Here is a 23,047-nt window from a genome sequence, read left to right as displayed (position 1 = left end):
CATGGCGTTGGAGATCGTCGCAAGGCTGGGAGATCTGCCCCAGAAAGGAACGCTGGCGATCGAGCACGGCGGCGAGAAAATCGTTCTGGCGCGAAGCGAGATGGGCGTGTTCGCGGTGGAGAACCAATGCAGCCATGCTTTCCAGGAGCTGCACGGGGGCAAGGTCAAGAGAGTATTCATCTTCTGCCCGCTTCACGGAGTGCGGTTCGACCTCCGCAACGGCTGCCCGAGCGGCAATCTGACCGATAAACCGATCAAGGCCTGGCACTGCGAAGTGCTGGGCGAGGAAATTGCAATCGATCTTGATCGCCGCCTCGATCCAGCGGCCTGACGCGCATGCGGTTGCTGCATTTCGATGCTAGCCCGCGCGCGGATCGCTCGCGGTCGCGCGCGGTGGCGGAGAGCTTCCTCGCCGCATTGCCGACCGGGGTGGAGGTGACGCGGCTGGACCTGTGGGAAGCGCAGCTACCCTCGCTCGGCGGCGACATGATCGAAGGGCGCTATAACCTCATCATGGGCGAGGATGTCGCGCCCGCAGTAGCGGCGGACTGGGCGTTGATCAGGCGCTTCACGGACGAGGTGCTGGCACATGACGCCTGGCTGATATCGACCCCGATGTGGAACTTCGGCATTCCCTACAAACTCAAGCATTTCATCGATGTTGTGACGCAGCCAGGTATGGCGTTCCGCAATACTCGAGCGGGAGACGTCGAAGGCCTGGCGGCGGACAAGCGGGTAGCGGTCATCGCCGCAAGCGCCATGCCGTTCGGTGCGGATCCGGGCATCGAGAGCCTCGATTTCCAGCTACGCTACCTTGAAAGCTGGCTCGGTTTCATCGGCGTCAGCACGGTCGACAGCGTCAGGGTTGCCCCGACTTACGGACCCCCGGAGGCAGTTGATGCGGCAATGGCCGAGGCGCATCGCCAAGCGGCCGAAATCTCCGCCAAATGGTTTCCAGGTTAATCCGCCGCGCGGCTGTAGACCAGGTTTATACTGTTGAATTGCAGAACGATTTCCTCGTTCTGGTTGCGCAATTCGTAATAGGTTATGGCGGTTCCGCGTGGTTTTCCGCTGGTGGAATATGTCAGTGAGATAACCCGGGATGTCGCATAGACCGTGTCGCCTGCACGCAGCGCGGTCTTGAGACGGAAGTTGTCAAAGCCGATGCCGCAAACGGAGTCGATGTCGCTGTTGATCTCGTGGTCGAGCTGCCGCCAGATCGCCAGCACATGTACGCCGCTGGCGACGAGCTCGCCGAAATGCGAGGTACGCGCGGCCTCCGGATCGGAGTGGAACCATTGCGGGTCATACTGCCGCGCAAAATCGACGATTTCCTGCTGCGTCACCGTTCGCAAGGAGGATCGCCGGATCTCTCCCAGTTCCAGATCCTCGAACTTGCGGGGTGGGCGCGGCCGATCCATCGGTTTAGCTAGCGTCATCCGTTTGGTCTGCGCAAGCAGCATTTTAAAAAACAATCATGCCTGAATGTTTACTTCCCCGGCGCGGCTGGTAAGATCGCGCCACGGGAAGAAGGACAAGGCAGGCTATGGCAGGCATCGCCCTTGGGCAGAGCATATTCCAGATGTCGTGGTTCGTCCCCGACCCGTTAGAAGCAGTAAGCCGCTGGCAAGCGACCACCAGTGAAGGATCGTCCCTGATGGCATCGCAGCTGGAGCGTTATCCCGACCAGAATTTTGAAGTCGTCAGCAGCGGGCTCATCGGCACGGCGCAGTCCGGCTTCTTCGCCAGGGCGACCGAGGAACGGGATGGCGATCCAGCAACGCTGCTTCGCTAGATCTAGCTTCCGAAACTTGCGGCACAGGGCATGAAAGATTGGGAGAGCAGTCAGATGAACGGTCCGCAGAGGCCAGCACGATGAGCGGCGAAATCTACACCATCGGCAAGATGCTGCGCGAAAACGCGCGGATCCATGCCGAAAACGATGCGCTGGTCTTCCCTGACAGGCGACTGACGCACACGGGCCTTTATGACGCGGCGATGCGCTGGGCCCGTGCGCTGACCGGGCTGGGCGTGAAACGCGGCGAGCATGTCGGCATCCTGCTGCCGACCTGTCCGGAATTCGTCGAGATCTATTTCGGCTGTGCGCTGATCGGGGCGGTGGTGGTGCCGGTCAATGCCCGCTACCAGCCGGGAGAACTGGCATATCTGGTCAAGGACGCCTCACTGGTCATGCTGGTAACAACCGGCAAGGTGGCAGACGCGGTCGACTTCGGCGAGCGTCTGGCAAAGGCGCTACCTTCGCTCGCGAGGGCTGACAATCCCGAGGCGCTCAGCCTTCCCGAAGCGCCGGAATTGCGCCAGGTCATCTGCCTGGAGGAGAATTGCGCCGCCCCGATGATGGCACGCAACCGCGCCATGGCGCTGGGCGAACGCGTCGCCGCAAGCGACGTCGATAGCATCACTGAAGCGGTCGATCCGAAGGATGTGGCGCTGATCCTCTATACCTCGGGTACGACCTCCAGCCCCAAGGGCTGCATGATCAGCAACCGCGCGATGGTCGGCAACAGCCGCAACCTGGGCAAACGCTACCAGGTCACGGCAAGCGACCGGGTGTGGTCACCATTGCCGATTTACCACATCGCCGGAATCCTGCCGATGATGATGGTCATCGATGTCGGCGGGGCCTATCTCACGGTCCCTTATTTCGATGCCGGGACGGCGCTGGCGATGCTGGAGCGTGAACGGGCGACGGTGGCTTATCCCGCCTTTGTGACCATCATGCAGGACCTTATCACGCATGAAAGTTTCGCGAAGACCGAGCTTTCGAACATGCGGCTCATGAACAGCAATTTCGCGGTCCAGCCGGAATGGATCAAGAATGCCATGGTCGAGGCTATGCCGTCGATCGTCCATGTCGGTACCTATGGCCTGACTGAAGGGGCCGGTACGATCTGCACCAGCCGGCTTGACGACAGTTTCGAATTGCGAACGACTCGGCTGGGCGTCCCGCTGGACGAATGGGAAGTGCGCATCGTCGATCCCGAAACCGGCAAGGAATGCGCGACCGGCGAACGCGGTGAAATCTGCGCGCGCGGTCCCAACATGCTGATGGGTTACTACAACGCGCCTGAGAAGACCGCGGAATCGATCCGCGATGGTTGGCTGCACACCGGGGATATCGGGTCATTCGACGAACATGGCACGATCATGTTTCATGGCCGAACCAAGGACATGCTGAAGGTTGGCGGCGAGAACGTTGCGGCAGCCGAGATCGAAAGCGCTTTGCAGGCGCATCCGGCCGTCAAGCTGGCTCAGGTCGTGGGCATTCCCGATGCGCGCTATGTCGAAGTGCCGGCCGCTTTCATCGAACTTGTTCCCGGCGGCCAGGTGACCCCGGAAGAGCTGGTGGAGCATTGCCGCGGGCGGATCGCCAACTTCAAGCTTCCGCGCCACGTGCGCTTCGTACATGGCTGGCCGATGTCGACCTCCAAGATCCAGAAGTTCCGGCTCCGCGACGAGCTGATCAGGGAACTCGGGATCGAGGCATGAGCACGCCGCTGCAAGGCAAGGTCGCGATCATGCATCTCTGACTGATGTCCGTGAAAATATAACATTAAATTTTTGAAAAGAATTCAAAAATGACTGAAAAACAAGATAAATTAGATCAATCTATTTCAGAGAGAAGTAATTCATCAAAGACAAATGGTCTTTTGACTGATGAATTGCTTTCCTACATTGGCCGTGCATCCGAACCACGGACCGAAATAGCCTCGCGCCGTGAAATACGTAAGTATTCAATTGCTACAGGATGGAAGAAGAAGGAGTATCTTGATGGCGACGTAGCGCCGCCCTTGTTCCATCTCGCCTTGTTCTGGGACATAGTGGAACTTGACCAGCTGAGCCCAGACGGCGTTTCGATCGATCGATTGCTTCCGAAATTTCCACTCGAAAAGGCAATGGCTGGCGGCCTGAGCATCGATTATTTCAGGCCTATCATGGCTGGCGATGAACTGATTGCCACCCGCACCTTGACCAACATTTACGAAAAGACTGGCTCGCAAGGGCCGATAATTTTTTATGAAGTTGTCATGCGAGTGGAGACCTCGGCTGGCGAACTTGTCCTTACCGAAAAAACAACACGGCTCTTGAGATAACTGCTATGTCGAAAATAACGAACCTGAAGCCGGACGATGCCTTGCCAGGCCGGGCCTATTGTCCCGATAACGTCCAGAATTTCATGTACAGCGCTGCTATCTGGAATGCCCATCGCATCCATTTCGATATGCCCTATGCCACGGAAGTAGAAGGCTATCCTGGAATCGTGATGTCAGGGCCGATGCTCGGCGACTGGCTGACTCAATGTGTCATAGAATGGCTGGATGGTGAGGGCCGGATGACGCATCTTGAATACTCGAACCGGAAAGCCGCCTTTATCGGCGAGACGGTCACGTCAGGCGGCCGGGTAATTTCGGTGGATCATGACAATGGTTCTGCCACACTTGAAATCTTCATCAAGAATGAAGCTGGCGAGGTGATCGTTCCTGGCACAGCCGTCGTCGCCTTCGACAAGGCCTGATCGGAATTAACGTTGGAAAGTTTGCGCGGAAAAGTTGCCATCATCGGGGCCGCGGATACCGAGGTGGGTAAGCTGCCCCAGTTCAGCCCCACCGGCTTGTGCATCGATGCGGCACGCCGCGCCATGGCAGATGCGCAAATCACCAAGGACAGGATTGACGGCCTGATCACCTGCAATTCGATGGCCGAACCCTATATGTATCACGCAGAGGCAATGGCGGAGTATCTGCAGATATTCCCCCGCTATTGCATTGGCGTGAGTGCCGGCGGCAGCACCACCTTTTCGATCCTGCATCATGCCGCCGCCGCGATCTTCAGCGGCATGTGCACCACCGTCCTGATTACAATGGCGGACAGTTTACGCAGCGGCCTGACCCGCGACCAGGCCATGAAAATGCAGTCGTCGGCCGGCCATTCCCAGTTTGAAATTCCCTTCGGCCCGACAGTTCCTGCCTTCTACGCCCTCATCGCGCGCGCCCATATGGAGAAATATGGCACTACCGCTGAACAGTTCGCCGCCATCGCCGTCGCCTGCCGCAAGCATGCCTGCCTCAATCCGACGGCCGAAATGCGCACTCCCATCACCATCGACGACGTGATCAATTCGCGGATGATCGCCGATCCCTTGCACCTGCTCGATTGTTCGCTGGTTTCGGATGGTGGATCCGCGATCATCATGACTTCGGCCGAAAGAGCCGCAGATTTTCCACATGATCCTGTTTATATTCTGGGCGTCGGCGAAGGCCATGGCCATGAGCATATCAGCCAGGCCCAAAGCCTGACCACGTCCTTCGCCGTGGAATCGGGCCGTCGGGCCTATGCCATGGCCGGGCTGGGACCGAGCGATATGGACTTTGCGCAACTATATGATTGTTTCACCCCCACGGTCCTGGTGGAACTTGAAGACCTTGGCTTTTGCGAAAAGGGCGAAGGCGGCGCGTTTGTGGAAAATGGCAATATCGAGTTTGGCGGCAGGTTGCCGGTCAACACCCATGGGGGGCTTTTATCCCATTGCCATCCGGGCAATCCTGGGTCGATGTTTGCGCTCACCGAAACTGTGACCCAGCTTCGCGGTACGGCGGGCGCGCGTCAGGTCAAGGATGCCCAGGTCGCGATGGTGCATGGCCAGGGAGGCATCATGTCAAGTCATACCACAGTGATCCTCGGAAGGGAGCGCCATTGATGGAGGACCATGTAGACAAATTCCTTCCCCGCCCGACACCGGAATCCGCACCCTTCTGGCAAGGCTGCCAGGATCACAAGCTTTTGCTCCAATACTGCACGTCCTGCGGCACCTATCAATTTTACCCGCGCGTGATCTGCGCGAACTGTTTGTCCGAACAGATTGAATGGCGCGCGGCAAGCGGGCGCGGCACTGTGAAAACCTATACGATAGTCACGCGCGCCATATCGGAGGCTTATGCGTCCGATGCCCCCTACGTTATCGCCCTCATCACCCTTGCAGAGGGGCCGCGCATGATGAGCAATGTCATTGGCTGTGACGCTGAAAGCGTCAAATGCGGTATCGCCGTCGAAGTGGTTTTCGAACGTTGGTCGGCTGAGATCACCATGCCGAAATTCCGGCCCGTCGCCGAATAGCTGACAGGTTTGGCTGGCAGCGGCAAGTCAACAGATTGAGATAGCGCTTGTCCGCGATCCTGAAAATTCATCCACTTGGCTTTCAAACGAGACTCCAGACCGGCCACGCGCAGAGGAAATGCTCATGACCCATGATGAAATGGTTCAATTCGTCGATGATCTCTACGGTGCGATGCGAAGTGGCGATTGGGAACGCGCTAACGACATGTTGACGGATGATCTCGTGATTACGGAAGCGGCAGGGCTTCCAATGGCTGGGACATACAAGGGCAGAAACGCCCTGCGCGAGCTCTCTAGAGACGTGTTCGCAAGATTGGGTGTCGCCGGTCTTGAAAGAATCGAGACGGTAACCGGAGGCGACTATGTTGTTGCAATCTTGCGGATGAAATTTGCAGGCGAGGGCCTGGAAGACGCGGAATTGTGCGAGCTATTCCGTTTCCGCGATGGCAAGTGCTGCGAGATAAAGCCGTTCTACTTCAATCCAGCTCCCGTTCTTGCTGCGGCCAAGCAAAAGAAGCTGAGCTCCAGATAGTTCCTGAGTTGGCACATTGATTGCGAAGAGAGAGAAAAGTCAGACTGACAGCATCTCCTTGCTGATTACTTACATGCCAACATTGATTGATGCGCTAGCGCGGTTAGGCGCGGAAGATTGGCCACCCTCTCTCGGGCCTCCGGGCTACTGGCATTACCCCGGATGACGCGACCCTTGATTCCGTGGAAGATTGCCGCGAGCCGAAAAAAATTGAAGGCAAGGTAATATTCCCAGTGAGGAATTTCAGAGATTCCTGTCCGTCGGCAATATGCAGCCAGATAGGTACGCTCGTCAGGGATGTTGAGTGCCTCAAGGTCTGCCCCAGCGAGCCCCGCGACAATCTCGGGCGGCATCCGGTACATCATGGCGTGATACGCGAAATCGGCGAGCGGATTACCAAGGGTCGACAGTTCCCAGTCGAGCACGGCCAGGATGCGCGGCTCGGCAGGGCGGAAAATCATATTATCGCAACGGAAATCCCCATGGGTGATGGTCGTGCGTTCGCCGGCAGGAATATTCTCGGGCAGCCAAGCAATTAGTTCGTCCATCGCCGGATCGCGACCCGCCGCTTCGTCGGCCAGATATTGCCGAGTCCATAATGCAATCTGCCGTTCTAGGTACTGCCCCTGCTTGCCGAAATCCGAGAGGCCGACTTCCGCAAATTCGTCGCCATGGAGCCGAGCGATGGTTTAGTTCATGGCGTTGAAGTAGGCTGGTCGTTCCGCATCCGGTACGTCGGGGAATGTTGCGTCCCAGAAGATCCGTCCCTTGACGAGTTCCATGACGAAGAAGCCCGTTCCGACGATTGCATTGTCTTCGCATACGGCGTGAATCTGTTGCACCGGTACTCCGGTACCCTGTAGCGCTGCCATGATCCGGGCCCCACGCTGGACTGCATGCGCGCCCTTGAGCAACTTGCCCGGCGGCTTCTTGCGCATGACATAATCGCGCGTCGTGGTAACCAGGCGATAAGTCGGGTTCGATTGACCGCCCGCAAAACGCTCGACGGTCAGCGGTCCCTCGAAGTCAGGGACAGTGCGCGAGAGCCAGTCTGCCAGCCGGTCGATGTTGAAATCAGTGGTGCTCATATTGCACGAGCGCGGTCGCACGGTCGTATGGCGTCAATTCGTCAAGACGACCCTGCTCCACCTTTTGCAGCCAGTCAGGATCAGCCAGCAACACCCGACCCAGCGCGACCAGGTCGAACTCGCCGCGCTCGAACATGGCGACGAGTTCCTCCAGCCGGTTGAGCATGGGCGAGGAAATGCCTTCGACGAAGTCCTGCATCAGGTCGCGGTCCATCCCGATCGAGCCGACCGTGATGACCGGTTTGCCGGTCACTTCCTTGATCCAGCCGCCCAAGTTCTTGTGATCGCCTTCGAATTCTGGCTCCCAGAAGCGGCGCTGCGATGCGTGAAAGATGTCGACCCCAGCCTTGACCAATGGTTCAAGCCATCGATGCATTTCTTCCGGGTCGCGCGCGAGTTTCGCATCGTAGTCATAAGTCTTCCACTGCGAAACGCGCATGATGATGGCGAAATCTTCGCCCACCGCAGCGCGGCAAGCCGCAACGGTCTCTGCCGCGAAGGTCGCGCGATCGGCAATGTCGGGCCCGCCAAAGCGATCGTCCCTGTGATTGGTCTTATCCCAGAAGAACTGGTCGAAGATGTAACCATGCGCACCGTGAAGCTCGATCGCGTCGCAGCCAATCTCCTTGGCCGACCTGGCCGATTGCGCGAAGGCGGCGATGGTATCAGCGATGTCCTCGTCGCTCATGGCGCGGCCACCGGGCACGTCCGGGCCGCAAAAGCCGGACGGGCTGACGAGCGGCGCATGCGGTGAATCCGGATAGTTGAAATCTTCGCACCCACCTACATGCCACAGCTGCGGAACGAATGTACCGCCAGCGGCGTGGACAGCATCAACCGCCACTTGCCAGGCGGATAGCGCTTCTTCGCCAACGAACAGTGGGACAGAGTCGGCCGCAACGGTATGGTCGATCGCAACCCCGGTGCCTTCCGTGATGATCGTGCCGATCCCCGCTGCGGCGCGCAGCCGGTAATATTCGGCGCCTTCACTTGTCAACACACCGCCAGGCGCGAAATAGCGCGACATCGGAGCCATGCAGAAGCGGTTGGGAGCTAAAAGCGATTTGCAGGCAAAGGGGGTGTGGAGCGGAGCCAGCAAATCAGCCAGGTCATTGCTAGATACGATGGTCGTCAAGTCAGCCTCCGGACAAAAGCAAGCAGTGCCTCGTTATAAGCGGGCGCATTCTCAAGGTGGGGGGAATGGCCAGTATCCATGGTAAGCAGTTTGCCTTGTCCCGCGCAGCTTGCGGCAAACGCGGCGATGGCGGGATCGGCAATGGTATCCTTTGCGCCTCCAATGGACAGCACTGGAAAATTATAGGAAGCGAGAAGTTCGCGCTGATCCAGGTTGGCAAGATCGGCCAAGGTCTCACTGGCACGCGGAGCCGATGCCAGGAAGCCTCGCTCAACCCAAGAGATTAGCGCCTCACTTGTCCCCGGGGCAGCCGCACCTTCGGCAAGAGCGCGGAAAAAGCCGGCCCGGTCGGCTGTGATCGCGGCGCCGATTGCAAGCACGTCTCCAGGCATATCTCCGTGCGGAAAGCCTTCGGCCTGAGTATACCGTGGCGAAGCACCGCAGGTAAGCACGATGCCGGCCACCTTTTCACCAAGCAGCTCGGCCGCGGCGACCGCCACTGCGCCGCCCAGCGACCAACCGTTAAGCACGACTTTCGTGGCGCCGCAGCACTCCACGATTGCCGCAACATCGCGAGCGATTGCGGCGATCGACATATCCGTGCAGTCGCGGTCCGAACGGCCACAGCCACGATGGTCGATCGCGATCGCGCCGTGGCCGGCCCCTGCCAGCGCTTCGATTGCCGAAGCCCAATATTCGCCCGACATGCCCCAGCCATGGATCAGCATTACCGGCAGCTTTTCGCCCCGGTGATGCTCGTAATAGACGCGGCTACCGTCTTCTGTATTGAGATAGGCCATGTATACTCCTACTCTGGCGGTGAAAGTGTAACGCCTGGCAGCGGATTGAAGTGATACATCTTCACACTGCGGTGAGCGATCTTCCAGATGCCGTCACGGCGTTCAAACTGGTCAAAGTAGCTGGCACTGATCGTTTGCGCCTGACCGTCCGCCGTAGTGCCGATGCAATCGACGTCGCAGACACCGGTTGCACGGCCAGTACCATCGAAGGCGACCACCAGGTTGGTGGTGAAATGGCTCGTTGCACGCCAGGCGGGCCACAGGATGTTCTGTGTCACATGCGCGATTCCTTCGTGGCGTTCGAACTTGCCGAACGGCGGGCCAATGTCCCACACCGCTTCCGGCCACCATATCGAAAGAAAACGATCCCAGTCATGCTTGTCGAAGCCATGACAGTATTCGCTGACGAGATCGTGCAGCGCGAAACGGCTCTCGATCTGGTCGAGCCGCTTCGCAATGTCTGCAAGACTGGCTTGGGACTGGTTCATGGCAGGCGCTCGCTTCAATCCAGATAGGCGGCGAATTTCTCGCGCGCGATGGCCAATTGAGTCGGGACGTGGTAGCTGGGGAAGGGGCCATCAGACGGCTTCGCATCGCGCAAGAGGTCCTTCGCCACGACCACTTTGTGAACCTCGGTCGGTCCGTCGACGATCCCCATTTCAGGAACATATTGCCACATGTCCATCAGCGGTGTCTCGTTCGACATCCCCAGTGAGCCGTGCAGATGCAACGCGCGGTAGACCACGTCCTTGAGCACGCCCGGCATAGCCGCCTTGATCGCGCTAATCTCGCGCCGGACCGGCCTAGTATAGGCTTGGTCGCGGTCAAGTAGCCAGGCGGCGTAGAGCACGTGCAGGCGGAACTGGAGGATCTGCGTATAGCTGTCGGCGATCTTTTCCTGCACCATCTGCTTGTCGGCCAACAGCTCGCCCTTGGTGGTTCGGCTGACCACGCGCTCCTGCATGTATTCCATCGCTTTGTTCAGCATTCCGACGGTCCGCATTGCGTGGTGGATGCGTCCACCGCCCAGGCGTGATTGGGCCACCTTGAAGCCCCCGCCGACTGGTCCCAATCGGCTAGCTTCTGGCACCCGGCAATCGGTGAAGCGGATGTAGCCATGCACCCCGCTGCCGATCTCGTCCTTCGGACCGACTGCTGTATTGCGCACGATCTCCATCCCCGGCGTGTCTTTCGGGACGATCAGCATGGTCGAGCCTTCGTGGACCTTCACGCTCGGATCAGTAATCGCCATGACGATCAGGAACTCGGCGACGCAGGCATGACTGGCGAACCATTTTTCGCCATTGATTACCCACTCGTCGCCATCGAGACGCGCCTGGCAAGTGAATTGGCCAGGATCCGCCCCCGCCTGCGGCTCTGTCATCGAATAGCAGGAGACGATTTCGCCATCGAGCAACGGCTGGAGGTATTCCGCTTTCTGTTCCTCGGTGCCGAACCTCGCCAGGATTTCTGCATTACCGGTATCGGGAGCCTGTGTGCCGAATACCGTTGGCGCAAATCTGCTGCGGCCGAGGATCTCGTTCATCAGGCCGAGCTTTAGCTGGCCGAAGCCCTTGCCGCCCAATTCCGGCCCGAGGTGACAAGCCCACAGGCCGCGCTTCTTCACTTCTTGCTTCAGCGGCGCCATGGCCCTCGCCGCTGGCGAAGCTGGATCGACGTGCGCGGCGGGATGGCGGAAAACGAGGTCCAGCGGCTCAATCTCCTCCTTTACGAAACCGCGCATCCATTCGAGCTGCACCTCGAATTCCGGATCAGTTGAAAAATCCCAAGCCATTCTTGCCCTTTCTGGTCTTATCGCCCGGTGATGGAGATCAATGTCCAGCATACCATGCGCCGTCGATACAAAGTTCGGCGCCGGAGACATATTTCGCTTCGTCCGAAGCGAGGTAGAGACTGCCATAGGCAACATCCATAGGCTCGCCGGCATCGCCCATTGGGATTGCCGCCTTAAATGCGGCGTCCTGTTCGGGCGTGATGTCACCGAGGATCGGGGTCTTGATCTGGCCCGGGAATATCGTGTTGACGCGAATGCCATGCCTGGCGAACTCGAGCGCTGCGCCCTTGCTCATCAAGCGCACTGCGGCTTTCGACGCGTGATAGGAAATAGCGCCCGGGCTCCCCATGAGTCCGAACAATGAACTGATGTTGATGATCGAGGCGTTGCCGCAGGCGAGCAACACGGGGATCGCCGCCTTCATTCCGAGAAACACGCCGGTCTGGTTGATCGCGATCATGCGATCCCAACCTTCGAGAGTCTCATCGATAATGCCGCCCGGGTGGAAAATCCCCGCATTGTTCACCAACGTGGTCAGCTTGCCGAATTTCGCCACGGCCTCTTCTACCGCTGCGCTCCAACTGTCGGCATCGGTCACGTCGAGGCGGATGAAAGAAACCCTACAGCCTTCTTCCTCGTCGATCGATTTGGCGACCTCCCGCCCCAAGTCTTCCTGAACGTCACCGATCAAGACTGCGGCGCCTTCTCGCGCGAAAAGTGTGGCCTGAGCCTTGCCGAGCCCACTTGCTCCGCCTGAAATCAGAGCGACTTTTCCTGCCAGCCGACCCGACATCACATGCTCTCCCAGATTTGTCGTTTTTGCTATCCTATTTGTTCTACACACTTACTAGATGAGAACAAGCAAGAATATAAGATAGGTCCACGGTCTATCTTTATTATATATAAATCAGCAATTTGAAATTCATCCGCGGCGACAGGGCGGGCCGGCAACTTGGCCCCAGGGCGCAATTGGATATAATTTGCTTGTCGATAGCAAGCAAATATAGCATGATCAAAACAGTGCGTGACTCGCGAAGCAAAAACAAGCTGCGAGCTGACAAAACGCCTTCTGAGGGGAGAGCAAAGCCAATGATCAATCGCTTCAAGGCCGTAATGCTATTGGCCACCACCGCCGCCCTGCCGCTGGCGGCACCCGCCGCCCAAGCGCAGGATGGAGCTTCTACTGAAGGGGCCGGTGGGCTCGACACGATTGTTGTCACCGCGCGCAAGCGATCGGAAGACATTCAAGATGTGCCTGCTTCGATTAGCGCGTTGTCAGCCTTTGAACTCAACCGACGGTTCGATTCGGATGTGCGCGACTTCGCGGACTCGTCGCCCAACATTGTTATCGATGACACCCAACAAGGTCCCGGCGGCGTTGCTGCGGTCTATATTCGCGGCATCGGTGTGGCGGACGTCGAAAAGTCGGTTGATCCTGCGGTCGGCGTGGTGTTCGACGATATTTACATTGGCCAAAGCTCGGGCAGCCTGTTCAAGGCAATCGATATCGACCGTGTGGAGGTGCTGCGCGGTCCACAGGGTACACTGTTTGGGCGCAATGCGACCGGCGGGGTGATCAACCTCGCGCGATCCAAGCCGACCTATGACCTAACGGGCAAGGCGCGCGCCACTTATGGACGCTTCGATACAATGAAGTTTGAGGGCGTTGCGAGCGGCGGCCTGTCCGAAAAAGTAGCGGTCAAGGTCAGCGCCGCCTACGAAAGCAGCGACGGCTATTTCTACAATGATTTCTATGACCAGAAAGCGCAGCGTTCGGACTTTTTCGCAGTAGGCGCAGCGCTGCTGTTCGAGCCGAGTGACGCCCTGACATTTCAGCTTAGCTACGACCATCAGGAAACCGATCAGGATCCGCCGCAGCTTCTCGCTATCAATCGCGATACCGATCTCTTCTGTATTGCATACAATCAGTGCTCACCCAGCCCAGGCGTCCCGACCTCTGGCGATCGCTATGTCAGCGTCGGCGACGGCCCTCTGGGCAAGAATGCCAGTTTCAAGTTCGACATGGCGATCGGCAAGGTAACTTATGACCTCGGATCGGACCTCCAGATCAATTACATCCTTGGCTGGCTCAAGACCGATGAGGAAATCACGCAGGACTTCGATTCCGCGCCTCTGACCCTCTACCACACCGATCGTCCGGCGCGTTGGCGGCAGACAACCAACGAACTGCGCCTGGCTAAGGGCGGCACCGGTCCCCTCACCTTCGTGATGGGCGCTTATCTGTGGGATTCGCGCTACACCATCAACCTGAAGAACTACATCGGCTTTGCCGAGTTTCTCGGGATCCCCGGCACACCTCTGCTTACAAGCTCACAGGACGTCACTCAGACCAACAAATCCTGGGCGCTGTACGGGGAAGCGGACTACGAGCTTACCAACCGGCTGACTCTGACGCTTGGTGCCCGCTATACCCACGACAAGAAAACCAGCCTGGTCAACGACGGGACTACCTTTCTCTACGATACGCTGGTGGAAGCCAATCCTTACGCGGCCTTTCCCGGAGCGATCGTGATGACCACTCCCGTGAAAGCAAGCTGGTCAAAGTTCACACCACGCGTGTCGCTGAGCTATGACTTGACCGATAGCGCCATGGCCTATGCATTGTGGTCGCGCGGCTATCGCGGCGGCGGCTTCAACGGTCGCCCCTCGACCATTGGCGCTGCCACGATCCCTTATGATCCGGAAACGCTCGACAACTACGAGATCGGCTTCAAGACCGAATTCGCGGGCGGCAATGTGCGGCTTAACGGTGCAGCGTTCCTGATGAAATACAAGGATATGCAGCAGGATCTCGATGTCCCAGCGCCGGGCACATCAACCGGCCGTGAGAACCGCACCATCAACGCTTCCTCGGCCGAGTTCAAGGGCATGGAGCTCGACCTGACCGCGCGGGTCAGCGAGAATTTCCGATTCAACGGCAACCTCGGTTATCTCGACGCGCAATACGAGAACTTCTTCGGGGACATCTACAGCACAGGCACCCCGGTGGACGCGACCTTCCTTAAGATCCGTCGCGCACCGAAATGGACTTGGAGCTTGGGCGCCACGTATGAAACCGACATCAGCGACAATGCTTCGGCATGGATTTCGGGTGACGTCCATTACATCGGACCGCACGAAATCACCTTCCTCAACAACCCCAACCTACGCAATGACGGCCAGTACCTGATCGATGCCTCCGTGAACGTCCGGTTCAACGACACGACGGTGAGCCTGTTCGGCAAGAACCTTTCGAACGAGAAGGGTTGGACAATCGGTTACGACGTACAGGGTGTCTGGAGTTATGGCGCACCGCGTCCGCGCACGACCTATGGCGTTGCAATAACCCAGACTTTCTAAGGGGAACCGATGGCAGACCAGGATCTCCCGGCATCGCCGCGGCGATGGGTAGTGACAGGTGCCTCACGCGGGATCGGCAGGGCCATCGCTGAACGCGCGTTGGCAGCCGGGGACCGGGTCTGCCTCGTGGCTCGCAACACCAATATCGCCACGATCGCCAGCGAGCTTGGTGAAAGGGCGATGGGCGTTGCGGCCGATGTCACGGATCCCGAAGGGCTCCAGCAGTGTTTTGAGGCCATTGCAGAAGCTTGGGGCGGTATTGACGTCCTCGTCAACAATGCCGGGCTGCACCGCGGCGGTCTGGTCGATCGCATTGCGCTCGATGATTTCGGCGCGGTGCTTGACACGAATGTCAACGGTCCACTCAACACGATCCGCGGCTGTCTGCCACATTTTCCAGCAAGCGGGGGCGCCATTGTGAATATCGGTGCTGTGGTAGGGATGCGCGGATTTGCCGGGGATGTCGCCTATGGCTCGAGCAAGGCGGCGATTGCCGGAATGACGCAGGTGCTGGCGGTCGAACTGGCGCGGCGCGGCATACGCGTCAATCTCGTCATCCCCGGTTTCGTCTCCACCGAGATGACAGCGGAAATTCCGGAAAAGGCCCGTGCGCGGATTATCGAGGACATCCCGCTGCGCCGCGAGGGGAGTGCCGAGGAAATCGCCGATGTCGTCTTCTGGGTGGCCGGCTCAAGCTATATGACAGGATCGATCATTGCGACTGATGGCGGACTGATGTGCAAGCTGTGACTGATCACGCGGAGATCGGCCAGGTGGAACGCTTTGCTAACTGGGTCGAGCAGGAAACCGGGATCCGGAACGCGCGGATCATCCGCCGACTGACCGGCGGCAATGCCAATGTTACCAGTCTGGTCGAAAGCAGCGACGGGATGCTCGTTTTGCGCCATCCCCCGGCCGAAACCGTGTCCGATCGGGCAGCGGCCGGGATTGCGCGCGAATATCGTTTCGTTTCAGCGCTTACGGGAAAAGCCCCGGTGGCCGCTCCGGTGGGTTTTTGCGACGATCCAGGGGTGATCGGCGCCCCGTTCCTGCTGAGCCGGTTTGTAAGCGGGGAAGCGATCACAGATACCCTGCCCACTACATACCCGGATAGCATCGAAACAATAGATGCGCTGGGCTTCGCGCTGATCGAAGCGCTTGCAAGCGTCCACGCCATCACGCCAGTTCCTGCCGGGCTTGGCCAAGTCGAAAAGGCACAGGAATTCGTGACACGCCAGATTGCGCGCTGGCGCGATGTCCGGCGCCAGCATGCTGTGCGCGAGTTGCCGTTGATCGAGACTTTGGGCGCGTGGCTGGCGGACAACGCACCCTCCTCGGAAACAGTGCGGATCGTGCATTGCGATTACCATCTCGACAATGTGCTGATGGATACAGCTGAGCCTCGGGTCAAAGCGATTCTTGACTGGGAGATGGCCACCTTGGCCGATCCTTTAGTGGATGTCGGGCTGGTCACGGCGATGTGGAACCGTGACGAGAGCTTGCCGCGGGGCTTTGGCTTCGTCCAGCGCGTGTCGAATGTGCCCGGCGCTGTCCCGGGCGTGGAGCTGGCTGTGCGTTGGTCTAATCTTACCGGGCTTTCGATCGCACAGCTCGCCTATTTTCAGGCTTTTGCCATGTGGCGCCTCGCTGCAATCGTCGAAGGTGCCTTCGTCCTCTACCGGCAGGGCCAGGTCGAGGGTGCATATGAGCGGGGCCTTGAGCAGGACGTACCCGCTCTGCTCGATGAGGCTGCGCGGTTCGCGCGCAAGGCCGGCATGCAATGATGGACGCCACCATGATGCACGAGCCGCTGGGCACGGCCTCGATCGTCGCGCATGGCGAGCGAATCCATGCAACCAGCCGGATCGGCCTGTTCGATGGCGGACAGGTAACCTGGCGCAGCTATGCCGAGACCGCCGAGCGTGCGCGCCGACTCGCTGCAGCCTTGCAAGCCTCAGGAGCGAGCAAGAATACCAGGGTTGCGACGCTGAGCTGGAACGACTTCGCACATTTCGAAGCCTATCTTGCAGTCCCAGCCGTAGGCGCCGTGCTGCATACGTTGAACCTGCGCCTGCACCCCGAACAACTGCAATTCATCATGACAGACGCAGAAGACGCGTTCCTGATCGCGGATGGTGACCTGCTCGCCGGATTGATCGACGAAATGAACGCTCTGCCCCTGCTGGAGCAAGTGATCGTTACCGGAAATACCGACGGACTTGCGGCCCTGCAGAAGCCTTGGACGGCCTATGAAGACTTCATTGCCGCGCACGCGCCACTAACCCACTTCCCGGAGCCTGACGAAACTGCGGCGGCTGCAGTCTGCTACACTTCCGGAACAACCGGCAATCCGAAAGGGGTGGTCTATTCGCAGCGAACGATTTTCCTGCATAGCCTTGCGTCGATGGCGGCGAATGCCTTTGCCCTGAGCGACCGGGACCGAATCCTGCTGATGCCACCGATGTTCCACGCAAATGCCTGGGGTTTACCTTTTTCTGGCTGGCTAGCAGGGGCGGATTTCGTCCTTCCGGGACCACATCTGCAACCAGAGTCGATCCGGCAGATGGTGCGCCTGACTGCCCCCACCTTCACCGCCACAGTACCGACGATCCTCAACGACCTGCTGCAGGCCGACGCGGCCGATCCTGTCGATATGTCGAACTTTCGCGTAATCATTGCGGGCGGCTCGGCCGTATCGCAGAGCCTCATTGCCAAAGTCGAAGATCGATGGGGCATCCCGCTAATCCAGGGCTGGGGGATGACCGAAACGAGCCCACTGTGCGTGCTATCGCACCCCGCCGCCGACGCCAAAGGGGAACAAGCACATCGCCTGCAGGCAAAGAGTGGTCGGCCGGTAGCCGGCGTGCGGGTACGACTGGTCGACGAGAATGGGGCTGCCGTCGCTGAAGACGGCAGAACAGTCGGGCGACTGCAGCTCAAGGGGGCGTGGATCGCGCGCGGCTACCACCGCGGGGTCGGAGCAGATGTGCTGACCAAGGATGGCTGGCTAGATACTGGCGATGCCGGGACAATTGATTCGCGCGGGTATGTCCAGGTGACCGACCGGCTTAAGGACCTGATCAAATCGGGTGGCGAATGGATCCCCTCAGCCGAGCTTGAGAACCACATCGTCGGGCTGCCCGGCGTCGCACTCGCCGCTGTCATTGGGGTGGCTGACCCGCGCTGGGAAGAGCGGCCCCTGGCAGTCGTCACGACTACTGATGGTGCAACGCCAGACTTTAAACAATTGCGCGGCGCCCTGCGTGACCGGGTTGCGCGCTTCTGGATACCCGAATATTGGGCGCATGCAGACAAGCTTCCCCTGACCGGGGTGGGCAAGATCGACAAGCAAGCCTTGAGGGCTTCGGTTGCCCGCGGCGACATGCGTTTCGAAAGGGTCGACGAAGTTTCATGAGCACATTGCCGACAAAACAAGGCAAGGCTTCGCTTCGCACAGTTGCGGAAGTCCCTGTGGTCGAACCGATGCGCAAGCGCTCGCGGCAAAACACCCGGCGACGCACGCAGGCCGAACGGACCGCGGAATCCGATGCCCGTATGTTCGAAGCAGCCAAGCAGTTGATTATTGAGCAGGGCACACATGCGACAACGCTGAAGGCGGTGGGCGAACGCGCCGGTTATTCGCGTGGTCTCGCCTCCAACAGGTTCGGTTCGAAGGACGCGCTGTTCGGGCAACTCGTCTTGCGCTTCAACGCTGGCTGGACGCAGGAACTGGCGAACAAAGTCGGCCGGCGTACCGGTGCGCAGGCGTGTCTGGCCGCCCTTCACGCGGTGGAAGACTTCCTGCTGAACCACTCGGAGTACATGCAGGCCATGTACATACTGTGGTTTGAATCGATAAGCTCGCACAATGACGTGCGCAGCCACCTTGCCGCCTATCACGAAATCTATCGCCGCGATGTAGCGCATTGGGTTCGCGACGGGATCAATAGCGGCGAGATCGACGCCGCGATTGACGCCGAGTCGTACGCGGTACAGTTCTGCAGCTTCATTTTCGGTACGATTTACCAATGGCTTGTGGCGCCCGGTAGCATCGATATTTCGCGCCAGTTCGACGCCTATCGCCGCGCGACAGCTGATGCCTTTGGCGTTTCGCCCAAAGCGCAAATCGGAAACAATTAACCTATTGAAATAACGTGATTGTCTCCTCTACTATTTGTGCTTGCGCTAACAGTTGCTAGACGCTAACAACTAAAAATGTAGCGCATATAAGGCGCAATGGGAGATGGGCTGAAAAATCAGACCTGGATGCGGAGGCCGGTTGTATGATGCTGTGCAATCGTACCGCGCAGCCATGCACGGCATGACCGGACGGCCCCTGTCGATGAAGATATGGCGCGACAGATCTTCCATCTGCCAGAATGCCGAGGACTGCGACCGATGAGCCATCCAAACCCTATCGACAGCGGCCTTATGCGCCCCCCGCTGGAGGGTGTGCGCGTTATCGAGCTGGCTGGCATCGGCCCAGCGCCGTTCTGCGGAATGATGCTTGCTGACCATGGGGCTGAAGTCATTCGGATCGATCGGCCTGGAGGCAGCGACCCCCTGGCCCAAGACCAAGGACGCGATGTCCTCTTGCGCTCGCGACGCTCGATCACGCTCAATCTCAAGCAGCCCGAATCGGTGGAGATTGTCGCCAAGCTGGCAGAAACCGCTGACGGGTTGATTGAAGGATTCAGGCCAGGTGTTGCGGAACGCCTGGGCCTTGGTCCGGAAGTGCTGATGAAGCGGAACCCCGCCCTGGTCTATGCACGCATGACCGGCTGGGGCCAAACAGGCCCCTTGGCCGACAAGGCCGGGCATGATCTCAATTATATTTCGCTCAGCGGCTGCCTCGCCGCGATCGGGCCGGAAGACCAGCCCCCCGCGCCTCCGCTCAACCTGATCGGGGACTATGGCGGCGGTGGCATGCTGCTTGCTTTTGGCTTTGTCACAGCGCTGCTAGCCGCTCGTGAAACTGGCCGCGGGCGGATCATTGATTGCAGCATGGCTGACGGCGTTGCGACAATGCTGGCGGGCATGTGGTCGCTCAAGCATAACGGCATGTGGAGCGCAGGCCGCGGCCGCAACCTTCTTGATGGCGGCGCCCCTTTCTACAGCTGCTACACCTGCGCTGATGGCACATTTATCGCGATCGGCGCGATCGAAGCGAAGTTCTATGCGAGTCTGCTTGACGCTCTCGGACTGATAGACGATCCCCTGTTTGCCGAGCAGCTCGACCAGACAAAATGGCCTGCCATGCGCGCCCGCCTTGCAGAGATTTTTGCTGCTGCACCACGAGCTGTATGGACCGAACGGCTCCAGCATCGCGACTGCTGCTACAGTGAAGTGCTAACGATGGAGGAAGCTCTGGACGACGAGCACAACAAGGCTCGCGAGAGCTACATCGAAAGCAACGGATACATACAGCCACGACCTGCCCCCCGCTTTCTGGGCACTGAAATGGTCGACCCAACCATGTGGCAGCGCGATTCCCACCGAAAGGCGATCCTGCAAGAAGTGAGCAGCGCCAGTCCAGGTATCAGCTTGCGCGAAGAGATGAAGGAGTACGAGTGATGAGCACAATGACTGACAGCATTGGCGAAGCTCCCGAATTGGAGAAGAGCAAAGAACGTAAGTTCGACTTCGATGTAATCGGCATCGGCGCCGGTTTCGCAGGGCTTGCTCTTATCCATTACCTTCGTGAGCTTGGCATCTCGGTCCGCATTTTCGATAAGGCATCGGATATCGGTGGCACCTGGACCTGGAACCGTTACCCAGGCGCGGCCACAGATAGTGAGAGCTATTACTATTGCCTGACCTTTTCGAAGGAACTGCTCCATAAGTGGTCATGGTCGAAGAGGTATCCAGGTTGGGAGGAAACGCTCAACTATTTCCATTTCATCGCCGACGAATGCGACATGTGGCCCAATATCCAGCTCAACACGGAAATCGTCGAGGCGGAATATCTGGCTGATCGTGGTTGCTGGAAGGTCGAGACTGCCGATGGCAAGACCTACACGAGCAAATATCTTGTCAGCACCATGGGCATGATCTCTGAACCGATGATCCCGAACATGAAAGGCATGGACCGGTTCAAGGGGCCGCTGTTCCACTCGGCACGCTGGCCGCAAGAAGGGCTGGACTATGCCGGCAAGCGCATCGGCATCATCGGCGCTGGCGCAACCACAGTCCAGATGCTGCCGGTGTTGGCGCAAACGGCGGGCAGTGTGACCGTATTCCATCGGACGCCCAACTACATCCTGCCGGCGATGCAGAAGCCGATGACTCCGGAGTGGGAAAAGGAGATCAAAGACAATTACGATGCAGTCATCGCCAAGTGTCGCAACCATGTGTTCGGCATGGCATTCGACAGTCCTGTTGGAAGGAACGCAGTCGATACCCCGCCCGAAGAGAGGCAGCGCATCTTCGAAGAAAATTGGACCGGCAGCTTCCGCTGGGTTTTCGAGACCTTCGACGATCTTCTCGTAAACCCTGACGCGAACCGGCTGGCGGCGGAATTCATCACGTCCAAGATGAAAGAACGGGTCAATGATCCCGAGATCGCCGAGCTGCTTGCACCCAGCTTCGATGACTACCCGCTCTTTGCCAAACGGCCACCGTTAGATCATGGATATCTCGAAGCCTACAACAGGGAAAATGTCCACTTGGTTGACATCAAGGATCGCGAGCCGCTGGTCGAAATCACCGAAAGCGGTATCCGCACTACAAAGAACGAGTACGAGTTCGACATTATCGTTCTGGCGACAGGCTTCAAGGCCTATACTGGCGCGCTGGAGGCGTTCCCGATCCGCGGCATCACCGGCCAGACGCTGAACGAGAAGTGGCGCACCGCTTCAGAGTGCATCATGGGCGTATGCGTGGCCGACTTCCCCAACCTGTTCATCGTGACAGGGCCGCAGGCGCCGTTTGCTAACCTGCCGACCTCGATTGAACAGAACGTGATCTGGATCACGCGCTGCATCGAAAAGATGGAACGCGAAGGCTATGACGTGTTCAAGCCGCGCAAGGAGGCCGAGCAGGAATGGACCGCGCATACCGCCGAAATTCACGCCCAGACGCTGATGGCCGAAGGCGACAAGGTGAATTCCTGGATGATGGGCGCCAACCGCGACGACAAGCCGCCGCGCGTGCTGATCTATTTCGGCGGGGCGAATGCCTATTACGACAAGCTCGATCAATCCGCGGAAGAAGGTTTTCCGGAACTCGAATTCTCCCGGCGTGCGGGGTGATGAACGGGCGGGGACTGCCAGCTTAACTCTTGCAGAGCGCGTTGAAGCGCAAAGGCGGGTGTTGTCAAAAGGATGGCGACCGATCGGCGAGCTTGCTAACTTGAGCGAATGAGCAAGCCGGAGAATCCGTTCGCTTACTTCCACTCGTCTCCCGAAGTGATCCGCATTGTCGTGATGTTGTACATTCGTTATCCGCTTAGTCTGCGGAATGTGGAAGACCTGCTTTTCGAGCACGGATACGACCTGTGCCACGAGACGGTGCGGCTTTGGTGGAACAGGTTCGGGCCCATGTTTGCAGCGGACATTCGCCGCCAGCGGGTATGCCGGATGAAAGCCTACCGCCACTGGAAGTGGCACCTCGATGAAATGTACGTAAAGCTCAACGGTGAGATGGTTTACCTATGGCGAGCGGTCGATCACGAAGGCGAAGTCCTCGAGAGCTACGTTACCAAGAAGCGGGATAAATCCGCTGCTCTCGCCTTGGCAAGGTCGAGGCAATCGTCACTGACGGTCTCAGATCGTACCCAGCTGCGATGAAGGAGCTGGGCAACGAGGACCGCCGCGAGATGGGCAGGTGGCTCAACAATCGAGCTGAGAACTCCCACCTGCCATTCCGACGACGAGAACGAACCATGCTGCGATTTCGACAGATGAAGTCGTTGCAGAAATTTGGATCTGTCCACGCCTCGATCTCAAACCATTTAAACTCGGAACGCCACCTCGTCGATCGACAGACTTTCAAGCAACGGCGCGCGGCGGCTCTCGCCGAGTGGCAAAATCTTGCGGCTTAACTCCGGCGACGCTTGACCCTTTGTGCGTCAGGTGGAGACGAGTTCGCATTGGACTGACACCACCGCCACCTGGTCTAAGTCTTTGAGATATCTGGAGAAATTGCCTCAAGAACGGCGCGGTTCCGCGCCATTTCTTGGTTCTGTCAAAGCTAATGCACTAA

At 58.7% G+C, this 23,047-nt stretch carries 22 protein-coding genes and 2 pseudogenes; 17 read left to right on the top strand and 7 right to left on the bottom strand.

The window, feature by feature from the left end; all coding sequences use genetic code 11:
- Window position 1 precedes the first annotated feature (1 nt).
- Both ACX3VQ_RS09370 and ACX3VQ_RS09365 read left to right on the top strand, forming a co-directional pair.
- On the top strand, window positions 2-331 hold the full coding sequence (locus ACX3VQ_RS09370) for a Rieske (2Fe-2S) protein (protein WP_462580785.1): 330 nt from the start codon (window positions 2-4) through the stop codon (window positions 329-331).
- A 5-nt stretch (window positions 332-336) separates the two neighbouring features.
- Window positions 337-963: an FMN-dependent NADH-azoreductase gene (locus ACX3VQ_RS09365; RefSeq protein ID WP_462573119.1), complete on the top strand. Its 627-nt coding sequence runs from the start codon at window positions 337-339 to the stop codon at window positions 961-963.
- Here ACX3VQ_RS09365 and ACX3VQ_RS09360 read toward each other — a convergent pair.
- Window positions 960-1,421 (bottom strand): MaoC/PaaZ C-terminal domain-containing protein, encoded by a 462-nt coding sequence (locus tag ACX3VQ_RS09360; RefSeq protein ID WP_462580783.1) that lies wholly within the window; start codon window positions 1,419-1,421, stop codon window positions 960-962. The two genes, ACX3VQ_RS09365 and ACX3VQ_RS09360, sit on opposite strands and share 4 nt — an antisense overlap.
- A gap of 236 nt (window positions 1,422-1,657) precedes the next feature.
- Between ACX3VQ_RS09360 and ACX3VQ_RS09355 the strand changes: the two genes are divergently transcribed.
- From ACX3VQ_RS09355 to ACX3VQ_RS09325, 7 genes are all read left to right on the top strand, one after another.
- Complete coding sequence (locus ACX3VQ_RS09355; protein ID WP_462580782.1) at window positions 1,658-1,795, top strand: hypothetical protein; 138 nt, start codon at window positions 1,658-1,660, stop codon at window positions 1,793-1,795.
- Window positions 1,796-1,875: 80 nt separating this feature from the next.
- On the top strand, window positions 1,876-3,510 hold the full coding sequence (locus ACX3VQ_RS09350) for a class I adenylate-forming enzyme family protein (protein WP_462580781.1): 1,635 nt from the start codon (window positions 1,876-1,878) through the stop codon (window positions 3,508-3,510).
- Window positions 3,511-3,599: 89 nt separating this feature from the next.
- Window positions 3,600-4,115 (top strand): FAS1-like dehydratase domain-containing protein, encoded by a 516-nt coding sequence (locus ACX3VQ_RS09345; RefSeq protein ID WP_462580780.1) that lies wholly within the window; start codon window positions 3,600-3,602, stop codon window positions 4,113-4,115.
- Between the two features lie 5 nt (window positions 4,116-4,120).
- The gene (locus ACX3VQ_RS09340; RefSeq protein ID WP_462580779.1) at window positions 4,121-4,537 is read left to right on the top strand and encodes a hotdog family protein; all 417 of its coding nucleotides are present in this window, start codon (window positions 4,121-4,123) and stop codon (window positions 4,535-4,537) included.
- 213 nt (window positions 4,538-4,750) lie between these two features.
- The gene (locus ACX3VQ_RS09335) at window positions 4,751-5,719 is read left to right on the top strand and encodes a thiolase C-terminal domain-containing protein (RefSeq protein WP_462580777.1); all 969 of its coding nucleotides are present in this window, start codon (window positions 4,751-4,753) and stop codon (window positions 5,717-5,719) included.
- On the top strand, window positions 5,719-6,135 hold the full coding sequence (locus ACX3VQ_RS09330) for a Zn-ribbon domain-containing OB-fold protein (RefSeq protein ID WP_462573157.1): 417 nt from the start codon (window positions 5,719-5,721) through the stop codon (window positions 6,133-6,135). Before ACX3VQ_RS09335 ends, ACX3VQ_RS09330 begins: the two co-directional genes overlap by 1 nt.
- A gap of 124 nt (window positions 6,136-6,259) precedes the next feature.
- Window positions 6,260-6,667, top strand: coding sequence for a nuclear transport factor 2 family protein (locus ACX3VQ_RS09325; RefSeq protein ID WP_462573125.1), 408 nt, complete (start codon window positions 6,260-6,262; stop codon window positions 6,665-6,667).
- Window positions 6,668-6,732: 65 nt separating this feature from the next.
- Here ACX3VQ_RS09325 and ACX3VQ_RS09320 read toward each other — a convergent pair.
- The 6 genes and pseudogenes from ACX3VQ_RS09320 to ACX3VQ_RS09295 all read right to left on the bottom strand — a co-directional run bounded on the left by ACX3VQ_RS09320 (window position 6,733) and on the right by ACX3VQ_RS09295 (window position 12,278).
- Window positions 6,733-7,755, bottom strand: a pseudogene (locus ACX3VQ_RS09320) (phosphotransferase family protein).
- Window positions 7,742-8,854 (bottom strand): NADH:flavin oxidoreductase, encoded by a 1,113-nt coding sequence (locus tag ACX3VQ_RS09315; RefSeq protein WP_462581200.1) that lies wholly within the window; start codon window positions 8,852-8,854, stop codon window positions 7,742-7,744. The pseudogene ACX3VQ_RS09320 and the gene ACX3VQ_RS09315 overlap by 14 nt, the downstream one beginning before the upstream one ends.
- A 32-nt stretch (window positions 8,855-8,886) precedes the next feature.
- Window positions 8,887-9,690, bottom strand: a complete 804-nt coding sequence (locus tag ACX3VQ_RS09310; protein WP_462580776.1) for an alpha/beta fold hydrolase — start codon at window positions 9,688-9,690, stop codon at window positions 8,887-8,889.
- A gap of 8 nt (window positions 9,691-9,698) precedes the next feature.
- Window positions 9,699-10,178: a nuclear transport factor 2 family protein gene (locus ACX3VQ_RS09305; protein ID WP_462580775.1), complete on the bottom strand. Its 480-nt coding sequence runs from the start codon at window positions 10,176-10,178 to the stop codon at window positions 9,699-9,701.
- 14 nt (window positions 10,179-10,192) lie between these two features.
- Complete coding sequence (locus tag ACX3VQ_RS09300) at window positions 10,193-11,536, bottom strand: acyl-CoA dehydrogenase family protein (protein WP_462580773.1); 1,344 nt, start codon at window positions 11,534-11,536, stop codon at window positions 10,193-10,195.
- A complete protein-coding gene (locus ACX3VQ_RS09295) occupies window positions 11,523-12,278 on the bottom strand; it encodes a glucose 1-dehydrogenase (protein WP_462580771.1) in 756 nt (251 codons plus the stop codon). The genes ACX3VQ_RS09300 and ACX3VQ_RS09295 overlap by 14 nt, the downstream gene beginning before the upstream one ends.
- A 215-nt stretch (window positions 12,279-12,493) precedes the next feature.
- Between ACX3VQ_RS09295 and ACX3VQ_RS09290 the strand changes: the two genes are divergently transcribed.
- The 8 genes and pseudogenes from ACX3VQ_RS09290 to ACX3VQ_RS09255 all read left to right on the top strand — a co-directional run bounded on the left by ACX3VQ_RS09290 (window position 12,494) and on the right by ACX3VQ_RS09255 (window position 22,886).
- Window positions 12,494-14,845 (top strand): TonB-dependent receptor, encoded by a 2,352-nt coding sequence (locus ACX3VQ_RS09290; RefSeq protein ID WP_462580769.1) that lies wholly within the window; start codon window positions 12,494-12,496, stop codon window positions 14,843-14,845.
- A 9-nt stretch (window positions 14,846-14,854) separates the two neighbouring features.
- The gene (locus ACX3VQ_RS09285; protein WP_462580767.1) at window positions 14,855-15,595 is read left to right on the top strand and encodes an SDR family NAD(P)-dependent oxidoreductase; all 741 of its coding nucleotides are present in this window, start codon (window positions 14,855-14,857) and stop codon (window positions 15,593-15,595) included.
- Window positions 15,592-16,629: a phosphotransferase family protein gene (locus ACX3VQ_RS09280; RefSeq protein ID WP_462580765.1), complete on the top strand. Its 1,038-nt coding sequence runs from the start codon at window positions 15,592-15,594 to the stop codon at window positions 16,627-16,629. Before ACX3VQ_RS09285 ends, ACX3VQ_RS09280 begins: the two co-directional genes overlap by 4 nt.
- A complete protein-coding gene (locus tag ACX3VQ_RS09275; protein ID WP_462580763.1) occupies window positions 16,626-18,260 on the top strand; it encodes a long-chain-fatty-acid--CoA ligase in 1,635 nt (544 codons plus the stop codon). Before ACX3VQ_RS09280 ends, ACX3VQ_RS09275 begins: the two co-directional genes overlap by 4 nt.
- Complete coding sequence (locus tag ACX3VQ_RS09270) at window positions 18,257-18,985, top strand: TetR/AcrR family transcriptional regulator (RefSeq protein ID WP_462580760.1); 729 nt, start codon at window positions 18,257-18,259, stop codon at window positions 18,983-18,985. Before ACX3VQ_RS09275 ends, ACX3VQ_RS09270 begins: the two co-directional genes overlap by 4 nt.
- 258 nt (window positions 18,986-19,243) lie before the next feature.
- Complete coding sequence (locus ACX3VQ_RS09265; protein ID WP_462573136.1) at window positions 19,244-20,419, top strand: CaiB/BaiF CoA transferase family protein; 1,176 nt, start codon at window positions 19,244-19,246, stop codon at window positions 20,417-20,419.
- A complete protein-coding gene (locus ACX3VQ_RS09260) occupies window positions 20,419-22,095 on the top strand; it encodes a flavin-containing monooxygenase (RefSeq protein WP_462580758.1) in 1,677 nt (558 codons plus the stop codon). Before ACX3VQ_RS09265 ends, ACX3VQ_RS09260 begins: the two co-directional genes overlap by 1 nt.
- A 108-nt stretch (window positions 22,096-22,203) precedes the next feature.
- A pseudogene (locus tag ACX3VQ_RS09255) lies at window positions 22,204-22,886 on the top strand (IS6 family transposase).
- Window positions 22,887-23,047: the final 161 nt, after the last annotated feature.

It is taken from the genome of Altererythrobacter chaiwopuensis, from assembly GCF_054957735.1.
This window is presented reverse-complemented; position numbering and strand designations above follow the sequence as displayed.

What these genes read in the sequence shown, in the direction of transcription:
- ACX3VQ_RS09370 (WP_462580785.1), top strand. Translation starts at nt 2, where the DNA reads ATGGCGTTGGAGATCGTCGCAAGGCTGGGAGATCTGCCCCAGAAAGGA.
- ACX3VQ_RS09365 (WP_462573119.1), top strand. Translation starts at nt 337, where the DNA reads ATGCGGTTGCTGCATTTCGATGCTAGCCCGCGCGCGGATCGCTCGCGG.
- ACX3VQ_RS09360 (WP_462580783.1), bottom strand. Translation starts at nt 1,421, where the DNA reads ATGGATCGGCCGCGCCCACCCCGCAAGTTCGAGGATCTGGAACTGGGA.
- ACX3VQ_RS09355 (WP_462580782.1), top strand. Translation starts at nt 1,658, where the DNA reads ATGGCATCGCAGCTGGAGCGTTATCCCGACCAGAATTTTGAAGTCGTC.
- ACX3VQ_RS09350 (WP_462580781.1), top strand. Translation starts at nt 1,876, where the DNA reads ATGAGCGGCGAAATCTACACCATCGGCAAGATGCTGCGCGAAAACGCG.
- ACX3VQ_RS09345 (WP_462580780.1), top strand. Translation starts at nt 3,600, where the DNA reads ATGACTGAAAAACAAGATAAATTAGATCAATCTATTTCAGAGAGAAGT.
- ACX3VQ_RS09340 (WP_462580779.1), top strand. Translation starts at nt 4,121, where the DNA reads ATGTCGAAAATAACGAACCTGAAGCCGGACGATGCCTTGCCAGGCCGG.
- ACX3VQ_RS09335 (WP_462580777.1), top strand. Translation starts at nt 4,751, where the DNA reads ATGGCGGAGTATCTGCAGATATTCCCCCGCTATTGCATTGGCGTGAGT.
- ACX3VQ_RS09330 (WP_462573157.1), top strand. Translation starts at nt 5,719, where the DNA reads ATGGAGGACCATGTAGACAAATTCCTTCCCCGCCCGACACCGGAATCC.
- ACX3VQ_RS09325 (WP_462573125.1), top strand. Translation starts at nt 6,260, where the DNA reads ATGACCCATGATGAAATGGTTCAATTCGTCGATGATCTCTACGGTGCG.
- ACX3VQ_RS09310 (WP_462580776.1), bottom strand. Translation starts at nt 9,690, where the DNA reads ATGGCCTATCTCAATACAGAAGACGGTAGCCGCGTCTATTACGAGCAT.
- ACX3VQ_RS09305 (WP_462580775.1), bottom strand. Translation starts at nt 10,178, where the DNA reads ATGAACCAGTCCCAAGCCAGTCTTGCAGACATTGCGAAGCGGCTCGAC.
- ACX3VQ_RS09300 (WP_462580773.1), bottom strand. Translation starts at nt 11,536, where the DNA reads ATGCTGGACATTGATCTCCATCACCGGGCGATAAGACCAGAAAGGGCA.
- ACX3VQ_RS09295 (WP_462580771.1), bottom strand. Translation starts at nt 12,278, where the DNA reads ATGTCGGGTCGGCTGGCAGGAAAAGTCGCTCTGATTTCAGGCGGAGCA.
- ACX3VQ_RS09290 (WP_462580769.1), top strand. Translation starts at nt 12,494, where the DNA reads ATGATCAAAACAGTGCGTGACTCGCGAAGCAAAAACAAGCTGCGAGCT.
- ACX3VQ_RS09285 (WP_462580767.1), top strand. Translation starts at nt 14,855, where the DNA reads ATGGCAGACCAGGATCTCCCGGCATCGCCGCGGCGATGGGTAGTGACA.
- ACX3VQ_RS09275 (WP_462580763.1), top strand. Translation starts at nt 16,626, where the DNA reads ATGATGGACGCCACCATGATGCACGAGCCGCTGGGCACGGCCTCGATC.
- ACX3VQ_RS09270 (WP_462580760.1), top strand. Translation starts at nt 18,257, where the DNA reads ATGAGCACATTGCCGACAAAACAAGGCAAGGCTTCGCTTCGCACAGTT.
- ACX3VQ_RS09265 (WP_462573136.1), top strand. Translation starts at nt 19,244, where the DNA reads ATGAGCCATCCAAACCCTATCGACAGCGGCCTTATGCGCCCCCCGCTG.
- ACX3VQ_RS09260 (WP_462580758.1), top strand. Translation starts at nt 20,419, where the DNA reads ATGAGCACAATGACTGACAGCATTGGCGAAGCTCCCGAATTGGAGAAG.